The organism is Pseudomonas sp. HN2-3 (assembly GCF_020691745.1).
Taxonomy (GTDB): domain Bacteria; phylum Pseudomonadota; class Gammaproteobacteria; order Pseudomonadales; family Pseudomonadaceae; genus Aquipseudomonas; species Aquipseudomonas capeferrum.
Window position 1 is genome coordinate 5104564 of sequence record NZ_CP085704.1, and the last position, 15933, is coordinate 5120496.

At 63.1% G+C, this 15933-nt stretch carries 13 protein-coding genes; 6 read left to right on the top strand and 7 right to left on the bottom strand.

Annotated elements, in window-relative coordinates:
• Positions 1 to 124 precede the first annotated feature (124 nt).
• From dapB to grpE, 4 genes are all read right to left on the bottom strand, one after another.
• A complete protein-coding gene (gene dapB / locus LJX93_RS23175; protein ID WP_047583812.1) occupies positions 125 to 931 on the bottom strand; it encodes a 4-hydroxy-tetrahydrodipicolinate reductase in 807 nt (268 codons plus the stop codon).
• A 13-nt stretch (positions 932 to 944) separates the two neighbouring features.
• Positions 945 to 2069, bottom strand: a complete 1125-nt coding sequence (dnaJ, locus tag LJX93_RS23180) for a molecular chaperone DnaJ (protein WP_033701606.1) — start codon at positions 2067 to 2069, stop codon at positions 945 to 947.
• Positions 2070 to 2281: 212 nt separating this feature from the next.
• Positions 2282 to 4207 (bottom strand): molecular chaperone DnaK, encoded by a 1926-nt coding sequence (gene dnaK, locus LJX93_RS23185; protein ID WP_033701608.1) that lies wholly within the window; start codon positions 4205 to 4207, stop codon positions 2282 to 2284.
• A 102-nt stretch (positions 4208 to 4309) separates the two neighbouring features.
• The gene (grpE, locus tag LJX93_RS23190; protein ID WP_033701610.1) at positions 4310 to 4864 is read right to left on the bottom strand and encodes a nucleotide exchange factor GrpE; all 555 of its coding nucleotides are present in this window, start codon (positions 4862 to 4864) and stop codon (positions 4310 to 4312) included.
• A 193-nt stretch (positions 4865 to 5057) separates the two neighbouring features.
• Here grpE and recN point away from each other — a divergent pair, with 193 nt between their 5' ends.
• Positions 5058 to 6731, top strand: a complete 1674-nt coding sequence (gene recN / locus LJX93_RS23195; protein WP_033701611.1) for a DNA repair protein RecN — start codon at positions 5058 to 5060, stop codon at positions 6729 to 6731.
• Positions 6732 to 6814: 83 nt separating this feature from the next.
• Here recN and fur read toward each other — a convergent pair whose 3' ends face one another.
• A complete protein-coding gene (fur, locus tag LJX93_RS23200) occupies positions 6815 to 7219 on the bottom strand; it encodes a ferric iron uptake transcriptional regulator (protein WP_019470441.1) in 405 nt (134 codons plus the stop codon).
• Between the two features lie 97 nt (positions 7220 to 7316).
• On the opposite strand from fur, the gene bamE reads away from it, so the two are divergent.
• Positions 7317 to 7850: an outer membrane protein assembly factor BamE gene (gene bamE / locus LJX93_RS23205; RefSeq protein WP_033701613.1), complete on the top strand. Its 534-nt coding sequence runs from the start codon at positions 7317 to 7319 to the stop codon at positions 7848 to 7850.
• A gap of 60 nt (positions 7851 to 7910) precedes the next feature.
• Here the strand turns inward: bamE and LJX93_RS23210 are convergent, their stop codons facing one another.
• On the bottom strand, positions 7911 to 8345 hold the full coding sequence (locus LJX93_RS23210; RefSeq protein WP_033701615.1) for a type II toxin-antitoxin system RatA family toxin: 435 nt from the start codon (positions 8343 to 8345) through the stop codon (positions 7911 to 7913).
• A 163-nt stretch (positions 8346 to 8508) separates the two neighbouring features.
• Between LJX93_RS23210 and smpB the strand changes: the two genes are divergently transcribed.
• A complete protein-coding gene (gene smpB, locus LJX93_RS23215) occupies positions 8509 to 8991 on the top strand; it encodes an SsrA-binding protein SmpB (RefSeq protein WP_012312633.1) in 483 nt (160 codons plus the stop codon).
• 134 nt (positions 8992 to 9125) lie between these two features.
• Here smpB and LJX93_RS23220 read toward each other — a convergent pair whose 3' ends face one another.
• On the bottom strand, positions 9126 to 9893 hold the full coding sequence (locus LJX93_RS23220; protein ID WP_033701616.1) for an FCD domain-containing protein: 768 nt from the start codon (positions 9891 to 9893) through the stop codon (positions 9126 to 9128).
• 256 nt (positions 9894 to 10149) lie between these two features.
• On the opposite strand from LJX93_RS23220, the gene LJX93_RS23225 reads away from it, so the two are divergent.
• The 3 genes from LJX93_RS23225 to LJX93_RS23235 all read left to right on the top strand — a co-directional run bounded on the left by LJX93_RS23225 (position 10150) and on the right by LJX93_RS23235 (position 15915).
• Positions 10150 to 11820 carry a lactate permease LctP family transporter gene (locus LJX93_RS23225; protein ID WP_033701618.1) on the top strand — a complete coding sequence of 557 codons (1671 nt, stop codon included), beginning with the start codon at positions 10150 to 10152 and terminating at the stop codon, positions 11818 to 11820.
• 63 nt (positions 11821 to 11883) lie between these two features.
• Entirely contained in the window at positions 11884 to 13029 is a 1146-nt protein-coding gene (gene lldD, locus LJX93_RS23230) for an FMN-dependent L-lactate dehydrogenase LldD (protein ID WP_033701621.1), read from the top strand.
• A 75-nt stretch (positions 13030 to 13104) separates the two neighbouring features.
• On the top strand, positions 13105 to 15915 hold the full coding sequence (locus LJX93_RS23235) for an FAD-binding and (Fe-S)-binding domain-containing protein (RefSeq protein ID WP_227696444.1): 2811 nt from the start codon (positions 13105 to 13107) through the stop codon (positions 15913 to 15915).
• The last annotated feature ends 18 nt before the right edge of the window (positions 15916 to 15933 follow it).

Here is a 15933-nt window from a genome sequence, read left to right on the forward strand (position 1 = left end):
GACCTGTAGGAGCGGCCTTGCGTCGCGAAAGGACTGCGCAGCAGTCCCGGGATTCCAGCGGCGCCGCTACACCCCCGGGCCCGCTCTGCGACCCTTTCACGACACCAGGCCGTTCCCACACAGATCAGTGCAGCCCCAGCACGTCCTGCATGTCGTACAGCCCCGGCTCACGCCCATCCAGCCACAGCGCGGCACGCACCGCACCCTTGGCGAAGGTCATGCGGCTCGAGGCCTTGTGGGTGATCTCCACCCGCTCGCCTTCGGCGGCGAACAGCACGGTGTGGTCACCCACCACGTCACCGGCACGCACGGTAGCGAAGCCGATGGTCTGGCGATCACGCGCACCGGTCTGGCCTTCGCGGCCATACACGGCCACTTCCTTCAGGTCACGCCCCAACGCCTGAGCCACCACTTCACCCATGCGCAGCGCAGTACCCGACGGCGCATCGACCTTGTGCCGGTGGTGCGCCTCGAGGATCTCGATGTCGACCTCGTCGCCCAGTACGCGCGCTGCGGTGTCCAGCAGCTTCAGGCACAGGTTGACGCCAACGCTGAAGTTGGCGGCAAAGACGATCGGGATATCCTTGCCCGCTTCGACCAGCAACGCTTTCTCTTCCGGCGTAAAGCCAGTAGTGCCAATGACCATGGCCTTGCCCGCCTTGCGGCAGAACGCGAGGTTCTTCAGGGTCACTGAAGGGTGCGTGAAGTCGATCAGCACGTCGAACTCGTCCACAACCTTGACCAAGTCGTCGGAGATCGGCACGCCAATACGACCCAAGGCCGCCAACTCCCCTGCATCAGCCCCTACCAGGCTGCTGTCAGGGCGATCGATCGCCGCCGTCAAACCCGCCTGAGGCGCTTGGTGCTGCACAGCTTCGACCAGGGTCTTGCCCATCCGCCCTGCCGCGCCCATTACCGCAATACGTCGCATAACCTGTTCCTTGTCAGAGATCGCCGAAGAAGCGCTTCACGCCATCGAACCAGCCATTGGCCTTGGGCGAATGGGAGCTGTCGCCTTCCAGCGAATCACGCAGCTCTTCGAGCAGCTCGCGCTGGCGACGACTGAGGTTGACCGGGGTTTCCACCGCAACGCGGCACAGCAGGTCACCTGCCCCACCACCGCGAACCGGTGCCACACCTTTGCCGCGCAGACGGAACTGCTTGCCGGTCTGGGTGCCTTCCGGGATCTTCAGCTTCACCCGGCCATCGAGGGTCGGCACTTCCAGCTCGCCACCCAGGGCAGCGTCGGTGTAGCTGATCGGCACTTCGCAGTACAGGTGCTTGCCATCGCGCTGGAAGATCTCGTGCTCACGCACGTTGATGACCACGTACAGGTCGCCAGTCGGGCCACCATGGGTACCGGCCTCGCCCTCGCCCGACAGGCGAATGCGGTCACCGGTATCGACACCGGCCGGCACCTTGACCGACAGCGTCTTGTATTCCTCGACACGGCCTTCGCCGTGACACGCGCCGCAAGGGTCGGTGATGATCTTGCCCTGGCCATGGCAGCGCGGGCAGGTCTGCTGCACCGAGAAGAAGCCTTGCTGCATGCGCACCTGGCCGATACCGCCGCAGGTCGGGCAGGTCGACGGGGTCGAGCCCTTCTTCGCGCCGGAACCATCACAAGGGTTGCAGTTGACCAGGGTAGGAACGCGGATACTGACCGTGGTGCCACGCACCGCTTCTTCCAGGTTCAGCTCCAGGGTGTAACGCAGGTCGCTGCCACGCTGGGCGCCACCGCGCGAGCCGCCACGGCCGCCACCGAAGAAATCACTGAACACATCGCCGAAGATGTCGGAGAAGTTGGCACCACCGAAGCCGGCACCACCGCCACCCATGCTAGGGTCGACGCCGGCGTGACCATACTGGTCATAGGCCGCACGCTTGCTGGCATCGGACAGCACTTCGTAGGCCTCGTTGGCCTCCTTGAACTGCTCTTCCGACTCCTTGTCGCCCGGGTTGCGGTCGGGGTGGTACTTCATCGCCAGGCGGCGATAGGCCTTTTTGAGATCACCTTCGTTGGCGCCACGCTCGACACCCAGGACCTCATAATAATCACGCTTTGCCATAGGTCATTTGCACTCTTGAGGGCGTTCGACAGAGCGCTGCGCATAGGCGCATGGGCGCTGTGCCGTAAGCACCTGCCGCGCGAATGCGTCCTGACAGATGCTGTAAAAATTCGCGTATTCCAGACACACCAACGCGGGAGCAAGCCCCCGCGCGGCGACATCCTACCAGCTCACCGCCAAACGGCGGTGAGCTGGCCGACAACATGCAAAAATTACTTCTTGTCGTCGCCTTTTACTTCTTCGAACTCGGCGTCAACCACGTCATCGTGCTTGGCTTCCGGTTCGGCCTGCTGCGCGCCGCCCTGAGGCTGTTCGGCTTGCTGCTCGGCGTACATCTTCTGAGCCACTGGCGCGGAGACCTTGGACAGCTCTTCGACCTTGGCTTCGATCGCGGCCTTGTCGTCGCCTTTGACAGCGGCTTCCAGGGCAACGACTGCCGCTTCGATGGCGGTTTTCTCTTCAGCGGTGACCTTGTCACCTGCATCAGCGACCATCTTGCGGGTCGAGTGAACCAGTGCATCACCCTGGTTACGGGCAGCGGCCAGCTCTTCGAACTTGCGGTCTTCCTCGGCGTTGGCCTCGGCGTCACGCACCATGCGCTCGATTTCGTCATCGGACAGGCCGGAGTTGGCCTTGATCACGATCGACTGGGTCTTGCCGGTGGCCTTGTCTTTCGCGCCGACGTGCAGGATGCCGTTGGCGTCGATGTCGAAGGTCACTTCGATCTGCGGAACACCGCGTGGTGCTGGCGGGATCTCGGCCAGGTCGAACTTGCCCAGCGACTTGTTGCTCGAAGCCTGCTTACGCTCACCTTGCAGCACGTGAATGGTCACGGCGCTCTGGTTGTCGTCGGCAGTCGAGAACACCTGCGACTTCTTGGTCGGGATGGTGGTGTTCTTCTCGATCAGCGCAGTCATCACGCCACCCATGGTTTCGATACCCAGGGTCAGCGGGCTGACGTCCAGCAGCAGTACGTCTTTCACGTCACCGGCCAATACAGCACCCTGGATAGCGGCGCCCATGGCGACGGCTTCGTCCGGGTTGACGTCCTTGCGGGCTTCCTTGCCGAAGAAGTCGGCAACGGTTTTCTGTACCAGCGGCATACGGGTCTGGCCGCCGACCAGGATCACGTCGTCGATCTTGCTGGCGTCGATGCCGGCATCTTTCAGCGCGATGCGGCAAGGCTCGATGGTGCGCTGCACCAGGCCTTCAACCAGCGACTCCAGCTTGGCGCGGGAGATTTTCACGTTCAAGTGCTTAGGACCGGTGGCATCTGCAGTGATGTACGGCAGGTTGACGTCGGTCTGCTGCGCGGACGACAGCTCGATCTTGGCCTTTTCAGCGGCTTCTTTCAGGCGCTGCATGGCCAGCGGGTCACCCTTCAGGTTCATGCCGGACTCTTTCTTGAACTCCTCGACGAGGTAGTCAATCAGCAGCATGTCGAAGTCTTCGCCACCCAGGAAGGTGTCGCCGTTGGTAGCCAGTACTTCAAACTGGTGCTCACCGTCGACTTCGGCGATTTCGATGACCGAAACGTCGAAGGTACCGCCACCCAGGTCATAAACGATGACAGTGTGGTCGCCCTTGGCTTTGTCCATGCCATAGGCCAGTGCCGCAGCGGTCGGTTCGTTGATGATGCGCTTTACGTCCAGGCCCGCGATGCGACCGGCGTCTTTGGTGGCCTGACGCTGGCTGTCGTTGAAGTAGGCCGGCACGGTGATGACCGCTTCGGTGACAGGCTCGCCGAGGTAGTCTTCGGCGGTCTTCTTCATCTTTTTCAGGACTTCGGCGCTGATTTGCGGCGGCGCCATTTTCTGGCCGTTGACTTCGACCCAGGCGTCACCGTTGTCGGCCTTGGCGATTTTGTACGGAACCAGCTCGATGTCTTTTTGCACCACTTGCTCTTCGAAGCGACGGCCAATCAGGCGCTTCACTGCGAACAGGGTGTTGTGCGGGTTGGTGACAGCCTGACGCTTGGCAGACTGGCCTACCAGGATTTCGCCATCGTTGGCATAGGCCACGATCGAAGGGGTAGTACGCGCACCTTCGGCGTTTTCGATGACTTTGACGTTACCGTTTTCCAGGATGGAGACGCACGAGTTGGTGGTCCCCAGGTCGATACCGATGATTTTACCCATGTTAACTCTCCCGAAACTTGAATTTGGTTAGCAGCGACTACTTTGGCCAACTGCGGTAATACTTGAAGGCTTGACACCTAGATGGGGTTGCCCCGACAGATTTCAAGCCTTTTCATTGATCGAAGGCTGAGCGGCGCTCGGCGCCTTGCTGACCACCACCATGGCGGGGCGCAGCAGGCGGCCGTTGAGCAGGTAGCCCTTCTGGAACACCTTGAGCACGCTGTTAGGCTCGACCTCGGCGCTTTCTTCCATGGCCATGGCCTGGTGGTGCTCGGCATTGAACGGTTCGCCGTGCGGGTCGACAGCCTCGAGGTTGTAGCGCTTGAGGGTGTCGTGGAACATCTTCAGGGTCAGCTCGATGCCTTCACGCATCGGCTTGATGCTTTCGTCGTCGGCATTGGACAGTTCCAGGCCGCGCTCCAGGCTGTCGATCACCGGCAACAGGTCGCCAGCGAATTTTTCCAGGGCGAACTTGTGCGCCTTCTCGACATCCTGCTCGGCGCGACGGCGCACGTTCTGCAAGTCGGCAACGGCGCGCAGCGACTGATCCTTGGCGGCGGCCAGCTGTTCCTCGAGCTCCAGAACACGGGCGCCGACATCTGCTGCACCAGTCTCTTCGACGTTAAGGTCTTTCTCATTCAGCTGTTCGTCAGCCATTGGGTCTCTCCTGCGCAGATTTCTGGATTGCGAGCCAGGCTCGCCTTTGTTGTCGGCTATATGGGGCCGGAAAAACCAGCTTCAAGGGGCAACATGGTTTTCCCGGGCGGATGAGAATGTGCGAGCGGGCATTGTCAGGGTAGAAAAAAGTACTGTATAAATAACCAGACCTGACCCTTCGGGAGCCGCCCCCATGCTGCTGCACCTGTCTATTCACAACTACGCCATCGTCGAGCACCTTGACCTCGAACTTGCCCGCGGCATGTCCGTCATCACCGGCGAGACCGGCGCAGGCAAATCGATCATGCTCGACGCCCTCGGCCTGGCCCTCGGCGACCGTGCGGACAGCGGCGTGGTGCGCCCCGGCGCAGACAAGGCAGACATCCTCGCCACCTTCGACCTGGCAGATATCCCCGAAGCGCGCACCTGGCTTGCCGAGCGCGACCTGGACAACGACGGCCCGTGCATCCTGCGCCGGGTGATCACCGCCGAAGGCCGCAGCCGCGGCTACATCAATGGCACGCCCTGCCCGCTGGGCGACTTGAAGTCGCTCGGCGAGCTGTTGATCGACATCCACAGCCAGCACGAGCACCAGTCGCTGCTCAAGACCGACACCCATCGGCGCCTGCTGGACGAGTACGCCGGCGCCATCGACCTGGCCCGCCAGGTGCAACTGGCTGCCAAACGCTGGAACCAGACCCGCCTGGAGCTGGAGCGCCTGTCCAATTCAGGTGACGAGCAGCGCGCCCGCCACCAACTGCTCAGCTATCAGTTGGAAGAGCTGGACAACCTCGGCCTGGGCGAAAACGAGCTGGAGCAGCTGGAGCAGGAACACAAGAACCTGACCAATGCCGAGGCCCTGTTCGGCATCTGCCGCCAGGTCATCGACCAGTGCAGCGAGAGCGACTCGGGCAATGTGCTCAGCGCCCTCACCGCCAGCCTCAACCGGCTGGGCGCCGCCAGCAACTCACCGAAGGCCTTGGGCGAGGCCGCCAACCTGATCGCCAGTGCGCAGATTCAGGTCGAAGAAGCCGTGGGCGAGCTCAACCGCTTCCTCGATCACTTCGACGCCGACCCAATGCGCCTGCAGGCCCTGGAAGAACGCCTCGACACTATCTATACCCTGGCCCGCAAGCACCGCGTGCACCCCACCGAACTGCCCCACCTGCAGCAACGGTTGATGGAAGAGCTGGAAGGCCTGAACGCCAGCGACGAGTCGATCGAGCGCCTGGGCGAAGAACTGGCGGCCTATGCCCAGCATTACAAGGAACGGGCGCGCGAACTGAGCGCCTTGCGCCAGCAGGCCGCCCAGCAACTGGCGGTGGCTGTGGAACTGGAGGTCCAGCGCCTGGGAATGCCGGGCGGGCGCTTCTGCATCGAACTGATCCCTAACGAGGGCAACGACCTGTCGCCCCACGGCCTGGAGCAGATCGAACTGCTGGTAAGCGCCAACCCGGGGCAACCGCTCAAAGGCCTGGCGAAAGTGGCCTCGGGCGGTGAGCTGTCACGCATCAGCCTGGCCATCCAGGTGATTACCGCGCAGACCTCACGCATCCCTACCCTGGTCTTCGACGAAGTGGACGTCGGCATCGGCGGCCCCACCGCCGAAATCGTCGGCCAACTGCTGCGCCGGCTGGGTGAGCGCGGCCAGGTACTGACCGTGACCCACTTGCCGCAGGTTGCGGCGCAAGGGCACCACCACCTGTTCGTGCACAAGGTGCGCCACAGCGACACCACCCACACGGCGGTGGCCAGCCTGGGCAAACGCGAACGGGTCGAGGAAGTGGCGCGCATGCTCGGCGGCATCGACCTCACCAAGGAATCCCTGGCGCATGCGCGCAAGATGGTGGTCAGCGGCAAGGCGTGAGCCGTGCCCCCAGCATTTTCCTGCAGCACAAAGCACAAAGGCGACCCGAAGGTCGCCTTTGCTATTTATAACGATCGAAATCGTTACTTTTTCTTACGCACGTACAGGACCAGATTGTGGTCCACCAGCTCGAAGCCATGCTCGGCCACGATCTCGCGCTGACGCTTCTCGATTTCAGCGTCCATGAACTCGATGACTTCGCTGGTTTCCACGTTGACCATGTGGTCGTGGTGACCGCCATCCGCCAGCTCGAAGACTGCGTGGCCGCCGTCGAAGTTGTGGCGAACCACCAGACCCGCCGCTTCGAACTGGGTCAGCACGCGGTAGACGGTGGCCAGGCCAACGTCCTCACCAGCTTCCATCAAGGCCTTGTACACATCCTCGGCACTCATGTGACGCTGCTCGGTAGAGTCGAGCATCTGAAGGATCTTTACTCGAGGCAGGGTAACCTTGAGACCGGCTTTGCGTAATTCGCTATTTTCAACCATGGTCAGCTTTCTCGCCGATGCTGCTTCGCAGCTTCTCTTAATACGGGTATGATCGGGGTTTACGTTGTCCAGCCAAGATAGTGGAAGTCGCCCACCGATGCAAAACACCAAGCTCTTGCTAACCAGCCTCACCCTAGTGGGACTGCTCGCACTCGCCGGTTGCTCGTTTCCCGGGGTTTACAAAATCGACATCCAGCAGGGCAATGTCGTCACGCAGGACATGATAGACCAATTACGCCCGGGAATGACCCGACGGCAAGTAAGGTTTATCATGGGCAACCCCCTGATTCAGGATACGTTCAACACCAACCGTTGGGACTACCTGTACAGCCTGCAACCTGGTGGCGGAAAACGCCAGCAAGAGCGCATGAGCATTTTCTTCAACGAGGGCGACCAACTGGTCAGCCTGTCGGGCGACTTCATGCCAGGGGTGAGCCGCGACCAGGAAATCCTCGGTGGCAGCAGCGACACCACTGTCAGCCCTGCGGCTCAGCCAGAGCAGGCTACGCCTCAGCCTGAAGAGAAACCGGCCAAGCCGGGTTCGGTGGAAGAGTCCATCCAGCGCGAAATCGACACCATCGAGGCCACGCCGGTCCCGACGCCAGCACCGCTGGAAACCTCCCCGCAATAAACGCGGGTGGCATTAAAAAGCCCGGGCCTAGGCCCGGGCTTTTTCGTTTGCGGCCAGCACTCAGCTATTCAGCTGCTTGGCACGCTGGCAGAAGGCATCGACCAGGGTGTTGGCAGCCTGATTGAACAGCGGCCCCAATGTGGCGCGCACCAAGGGGCCGGCATAGTCGAAGGACAGGTCCAGGCTGATTTTGCAGGCCTTCTCGCCCAACGGCTTGAACACCCACACACCATGCAGCTGGGAGAACGGCCCCTCCTCCAGGTTCATTTCGATGGATTGGCCCGGGACCAGCACATTGCGCGTGACGAAATGCTGGCTCATGCCGCCCTTGGCCACTTCGAGCTTGGCCCGCATGTGCGTGTCGCTGGCCTCGATCACGGTAGCGGCAGAGCACCACGGCAGGAACTGCGGGTAGCTGGCCACGTCATTGACCAGATCATAGAGCGCCTGGGCGGGATACGGCAGCAGGGCGGAGCGTTGAATATGGGTAGTCATCCAGGCGTCACTTCCAAGGCTGGGTGGCGGCGCTTCGCAGCGTGCCGAAAACAGGTTCTGTACCTACGACAGGGCCTGTATTGTCCGGTATTCATTGCGGTGGCTCAAGCACACCGAAATCCCATAGCCGACGACGCATCGAGTTGCCTATAATGCCGCCCCTATGGCTAAACAAAAGAAACATCCGACCGGGACCATCGCGCAAAACAAGAAAGCGCGACACGATTACTTCATCGAACACAAGTTCGAGGCCGGGCTGGTCCTGTCCGGTTGGGAAGTAAAGAGCCTGCGGGCCGGCAAGGCGCACCTGACCGACAGCTACGTGCTGCTCAAGGATGGCGAAGCCTGGCTGTTCGGCAGCCACATCACCCCACTGACCACGGCCAGCACCCACGTCATCGCCGACCCCATCCGCTCGCGCAAGCTGCTGCTGAACAAGCGCGAGCTGGAGCGTGTGGAAGCGGCGGTGGCGCAGAAGGGCTACACCTGTGTGGCCTTGGCGCTGTACTGGAGCAAGCACCTGATCAAGTGCGAGATCGCGCTTGGCAAGGGCAAGAAGGAATTCGACAAGCGCGACACCGTGCGCGAACGCGATTCCAACCGCGAGCTGCAGCGTGCCGTGCGGAACAAGGGCAAGGAAGACTAGCTCTTCTTTAGCCTGTGCGGGCCTCTTCGCGGGGCAAGCCCGTTCCCACAGTTAACCCACTGCCTTCAAATTCGGTGGGTTACGTGTGGGAGCGGGCTTGCCCCGCGAAGAGGCCGGTACTGCAAACGCAGACCTCAGCGTCCGCTGCGTCGCTCTGCCCGCGCCACGCGCTGCGCCTCTTCGTGCGCCTCTTCCAGCACCTCCTGCACATACAGAATGTGCCGGCTGGAAACCTCCCGCGCCTCCTCCGCCCTGCCCTCGACAATCGCCAGGTACAGCTCCCGGTGCTGACTGATCAGCATGTCCCGGGTTTCGGTCCGCTGTTGGTACATGCCGCCGATGTTGGTCACCACGTTGCGCTTGAGCAGGTCGAACAAGCCGCGGATGGTATGCAGCAAGACCGCGTTATGGCTGGCCTCGGCAATCGCCAGGTGAAAGCGCGCATCCGCTGCGCCCTCCTCTGCCCGCGTCACTTGGTCAACCCGGGTATAGCAGTCCTGCAGCGTGTCGAAGGCTGCCTTGAGCCGGGCACGGTCCGGCTCGGTGGCGCGCTGGGCCGCGTAATACGCGCAGGACGCCTCCAAGGTATGGCGAAACTCAAGCAGGTCGCGCTGCGCCTCGGGGCTGTGCTCCAGCAACTGCAACAGCGGGTCGCTGAACGTCGAGCCCAGTGACTCGGCGACGTAATTGCCACCGCCCTGGCGGCTGATCAGCAGCCCCTTGGCCACAAGTTTCTGGATGGCCTCACGCAGTGACGGGCGCGACACACCGAACTGCTCGGCCAGAACGCGCTCGGCCGGCAGCCGCTGGCCCGAGGTCAGCGTGCCTTCGAGAATCATCCCTTCCAACCGATCGACGATGTCGTCGGACAGGCGCCGTTGGCGGACCTGATCAAAAACCATCACATGCTCTCCACAAACCCCCGGCAAATATCAGGGGGGCGCCTATTCTCGCCGATCCGCGCTGCACACACACCCATCACCCGGTGTTTTTCCAAGCTCATCAGACGCCCGCTCATCGGCACGCGACGAAAGTTTTGTGTCGGACAAATTGACACACCCACGACAGCGCTTTTAACCTAGCGCCCAGACATTGTAAATTGGTCTTACCAATTATCCAATGCCAGTGCTGACCAACAACAATTAGGGGCCACCCCATATGCAAACCTGGCAACAACTCTATAGCCCGCTTGGTAGTCTCGGCCTGTCCGCACTGGCGGCGGTCATCCCTATCGTGTTCTTCTTCCTTGCCCTGGCCGTGTTCCGCCTCAAAGGCCACGTGGCCGGCAGCATCACCCTCGGGTTGTCGATCCTGGTGGCGATCTTCGCCTTCCAGATGCCTGTCGACATGGCCTTGGCCGCCGCGGGTTACGGCTTCCTCTACGGCCTCTGGCCGATTGCCTGGATCATCGTTGCCGCGGTGTTCCTGTACAAACTCACGGTCAAGAGCGGCCAGTTCGAAGTCATCCGCAGCTCGGTGCTGTCGATCACCGACGACCAGCGCCTGCAAGTGCTGCTGATCGGCTTCTGCTTCGGTGCCTTCCTGGAAGGCGCGGCCGGCTTCGGCGCACCGGTGGCCATCACGGCCGCCTTGCTGGTGGGCCTGGGCTTCAACCCGCTGTACGCCGCCGGCCTGTGCCTGATCGCCAACACCGCACCGGTCGCCTTCGGCGCGCTGGGCATCCCGATCATCGTCGCCGGCCAGGTGACGGGCATCGACGCCTTCCACATCGGCGCCATGACCGGCCGCCAGCTGCCGCTGCTGTCGCTGTTCGTGCCGTTCTGGCTGGTGTTCATGATGGACGGCGTGCGCGGCGTGAAGGAGACCTGGCCTGCAGCCCTGGTCGCCGGCCTGAGCTTTGCAGTGACCCAGTACTTCACCTCGAACTTCATCGGCCCAGAGCTGCCCGACATCACCTCGGCCCTGGCCAGCCTGATCTGCCTGACCCTGTTCCTGAAAGTCTGGCAGCCCAAGCGCTCGTTCGCGCAAGCCAAGGGCAGCGTCGGCGCCGCGGTCGTGCAATCAAGCGGCAGCCAGCCGAGCCCGTACAGCTTCGGCGAGATCTTCAAGGCCTGGTCGCCGTTCCTGATCCTCACCGTGCTGGTCACCATCTGGACCTTGAAACCGTTCAAGGCCGCGTTCGCGCCGGGCGGTGCGATGTACAACTTCGTGTTCAACTTCGCCATCCCGCACCTTGACCAGCTGGTGATCAAGACCGCGCCGATCGTTGCCGCGCCGACCGCCATGCCAGCGGTGTTCAAGCTCGACCCGATCTCCGCCACCGGCACCGCGATCTTCCTCTCGGCGCTGATCTCCATGGCGGTGCTGAAGATCAACTTCAAAACTGGTCTTACCACTTTCAAAGAGACGTTCTGGGAGCTGCGCTGGCCGATCCTGTCGATTGGTATGGTGCTGGCCTTCGCCTTCGTCACCAACTACTCGGGCATGTCCTCGACCATGGCCCTGGTATTGGCTGGCACCGGCGCCGCGTTCCCGTTCTTCTCGCCGTTCCTCGGCTGGCTGGGCGTGTTCCTGACCGGCTCGGACACCTCGTCCAATGCCCTGTTCAGCTCGCTGCAAGCCACCACCGCGCACCAGATCGGGGTCAACGACACCCTGCTGGTGGCCGCCAACACCAGCGGCGGCGTGACCGGCAAGATGATCTCGCCACAATCCATTGCCGTGGCCTGCGCCGCCACCGGCCTGGTGGGCAAGGAGTCCGACCTGTTCCGCTTCACCGTCAAGCACAGCCTGTTCTTCGCCACCATCGTGGGCCTGATCACCTTGGTCCAGGCTTACTGGCTGACCGGCATGCTGGTTCATCACTAAAGTGAAAGGGGCCGGGCGCCAAGGCGCGCCCGGCGTTCCCCTCAAGCAACGCTGCGAGAATCCATGATCATTTCCGCCTCTACCGACTATCGCGCCGCGGCCCAACGCAAGCTGCCCCCCTTCCTCTTCCACTACGCCGACGGCGGCGCCTACGCCGAGCACACGCTGCGCCACAACGTCTCGGACCTGGCCAGCATCGCCCTGCGCCAGCGCGTGTTGAAGAACATGTCCGAGCTCAGCCTGGAAACCCAGCTGTTCGACGAAACCCTGAGCATGCCCGTGGCCCTGGCCCCGGTCGGCCTGACCGGCATGTACGCCCGCCGTGGCGAAGTGCAGGCGGCACGCGCCGCAGCAGCCCATGGCATCCCGTTCACCATGTCCACCGTGTCGGTGTGCCCGATCGAAGAAGTGGCCCCGGCCATCAACCGGCCGATGTGGTTCCAGTTGTATGTGCTCAAGGACCGCGGCTTCATGCGCAATGCGCTGGAGCGGGCCAAGGCGGCCGGGGTCAAGACCTTGGTGTTCACCGTCGACATGCCCGTGCCCGGCGCCCGCTACCGCGACGCCCACTCCGGCATGAGCGGCCGTAACGGCCCGATGCGCCGCGTACTGCAAGCCATGACCCACCCCGAGTGGGCCTGGGACGTCGGCGTGATGGGCCGCCCGCACGACCTCGGCAACATCTCCAAATACCGTGGTAACCCCACCGGCCTTGCCGACTACATCGGCTGGCTGGGCAACAACTTCGACCCGTCGATCTCCTGGAAAGACCTGGAGTGGATCCGCGACTTCTGGGAGGGCCCGATGATCATCAAGGGCATCCTCGATGCCGACGACGCCCGTGACGCGGTCAAGTTCGGCGCCGACGGCATCGTCGTGTCCAACCATGGCGGCCGCCAGCTCGACGGCGTGCTGTCCAGCGCCCGCGCCCTGCCGGCGATTGCCGATGCGGTCAAGGGCGAGCTGAAGATTCTCGCCGATTCCGGCATCCGCAGCGGCCTCGACGTGGTGCGCATGATCGCCATGGGCGCCGACACCGTGCTGATTGGCCGCGCCTTCCTCTGGGCGCTGGCCGTGCATGGCGAGGCCGGGGTGAAAAACCTGCTCGAACTGTTCGAGAAGGAAATGCGCGTGGCCATGGTGCTCACCGGCGCCAAGTCGATCAGCGAGATCACCCGCGACTCGCTAGTCCGCGAACTGGGCGCCTGAACGCCTGCACGAAACACCGCCTGATTGACCGGGGCATGCGGCGCACCAGACGCCGCGGCCCCGCGAGGAGATTGCATGAGCCTGCCCGCCGCGTTCCTGCGTGATGCCGAGCGCCTGATACCCGCCGAACGCCGTTTCGACGACCCCACCTCCACCCTGGCCTTTGGCACCGATGCCAGCTTTTATCGGCTGATCCCCAAGCTGGTGGTGCGCGTCGAGTCCGAGGACGAAGTGGTCGGCCTGCTGCAACTGGCCCAGCGCGAGCGCGTGCCGGTGACCTTCCGCGCGGCCGGCACCAGCTTGTCTGGGCAGGCCATCAGCGACTCGGTGCTGATTGTGCTCGGCGACAACTGGAACGGCCGCGAAATCCGCGGCCAGGGCGAGCAGATCCGCCTGCAGCCCGGCGTGATCGGCGCCCAGGCCAACGCCTGGCTGGCACCGTTCGGGCGCAAGATCGGCCCGGACCCCGCCTCAATCAACGCCTGCAAGATCGGCGGCATCGTCGCCAACAACGCCAGCGGCATGTGCTGCGGCACCGCGCAAAACACCTACCACACCCTGGCCGGCCTGCGCCTGGTGCTGGCCGACGGCACCCGCCTGGACAGCGAAGACCCGGCCAGCGTCAGCGCCTTCGAGCACAGCCACGCCGACCTGCTCGAAGCACTGGCGCGCCTGGGCCGTGAAACCCGCGCCAACACCGAACTCGCCGACCGCATCCGCCACAAGTACCGGCTGAAGAACACTACCGGGCTGTCCCTCAATGCCCTGGTGGACTACGACCAGCCGCTCGACATCCTGCAGCACCTGCTGGTCGGGTCTGAAGGCACGCTGGGCTTCATCAGCGCCGTCACCTACGACACCGTGCCCGACCACCCGCACAAAGCCAGCGCCTTGCTGGTCTTCCCCAGCGTCGAAAGCTGCTGCCGCGCGGTCACCCTGCTCAAGCGCCAGCCGGTGTCTGCCGTGGAGCTGCTCGACCGGCGCAGCCTGCGTTCGGTGCAGAACATGCCCGGCATGCCGCTGTGGGTAAAAGGCCTGTCAGACAATGCCTGCGCGCTGCTGATCGAGTCCCGCGCGGCCAGCCAGACGCTGCTGCATGAGCAACTGCAGCAGGTGATGGCATCGATTGCCGAGTTTCCGCTGGAACAGAAAGTCGAGTTCAGCGAAGACCCAGCGGTGTACAACCAGCTGTGGAAAATCCGCAAAGACACCTTCCCCGCCGTCGGCGCCGTGCGCCAGACCGGCACCACGGTGATCATCGAAGACGTGACCTTCCCCATCGAGCAACTGGCCGAGGGCGTGAACCGCCTGATCCAGCTGTTCGACAAGCACCACTACGACGAAGCGATCATTTTCGGCCATGCCCTGGAGGGCAACCTGCACTTCGTCTTCACCCAAGGCTTCAACAGCGCCGAGGAAGTGAAGCGTTACCAAGCCTTCATGGACGACGTGGCCCAGCTGGTGGCCGTGGAGTTCGGTGGCTCGCTGAAGGCCGAGCACGGCACCGGCCGCAACATGGCGCCGTTCGTAGAGTTGGAGTGGGGCCATGACGCTTACCAGTTGATGTGGGCGCTGAAGCGCCTGCTCGACCCCAATGGCATCCTCAACCCCGATGTGGTGCTGAGCGAAGACCGCGATATCCACCTGAAAAACCTCAAGCCGCTGCCGGCCGCCGATGAAATCGTCGACAAGTGCATCGAGTGTGGCTTCTGCGAACCGGTGTGCCCGTCCAAGGGGCTGACCCTGAGCCCGCGCCAGCGCATCGTCATGTGGCGTGATATCCAGGCCAAGAAACGCGCCGGCGTCGATACCCGAGCGCTACTCAAGACCTACCAATACCAAGGCCTCGACACCTGCGCCGCCACCGGCCTGTGCGCCCAGCGCTGCCCGGTCGGCATCAACACCGGCGAGCTGGTGAAGAAGCTGCGCAGCCAGGCCGCCGAGCACGACAAGGCCGCCGACTGGCTGGCCGACCACTTCCATACGGCACTGAGCGGTGCCCGCCTGACCCTGACCGCCGCCAACACCGCCCGCAAGCTGCTCGGCGCCCCGCGCCTGGGCCGTTTGAGCACAGCGTTGAGCAAAGCCAGCAAAGGCCGGCTGCCGCAGTGGACCCCAGCCATGCCACAGCCCCTGCGCAGCATCGACTTTGGCCCGGCGAGCCATGATGCCCGGCCACGGGTGGTGTACCTGGCGGCTTGCGTTTCACGCGTGATGGGGCCGGCCTATGCGGACCGGGAGCAGAGCTCATTGCTGGACAAGACCCGCGGGCTGCTGGAGAAGGCCGGTTACCAAGTGGTGTTTCCGGAGAACGCCGACAGCCTGTGCTGTGGGCAGCCGTTTGCGTCCAAGGGGTACCCGGAGCAGGCTGAGCACAAGCGCCAGGAGCTGATCAACGCCCTGCTACATGCCAGCCGCGGAGGGCTTGACCCGATCTACTGCGACACCAGCCCGTGTACCTTGCGCCTGGTGCAGGACCTGGGGGAAACCCGCCTGGACCTGTACGACCCAGTGCGCTTCATTCGCAGTCATCTGTTGGACAGGCTGGAGTTCACCCCGCAGGAAGAGCCGGTGGCGGTGCATGTGACCTGCAGCACCCAGCATTTGGGGGAAAGCCAGGCGCTGATAGACCTGGCGCGGCGGTGCAGCAAGCAGGTGGTGATACCGGAAGGGATTCACTGTTGTGGGTTTGCCGGGGACAAGGGGTTTACCACGCCGGAGCTCAATGCACATTCGCTGCGGAGCTTGAAGGATGCGGTGCAGTATTGCAGTGAAGGGATTTCTACCAGCCGCACCTGTGAGATTGGGTTGTCCAGCCATAGTGGTATTGATTATCACGGGTTGGTTTACCTGGTGGATCGGGTGACGCGGGCGCGTAGTATTTGAAGCATGAGATGGCGTTAT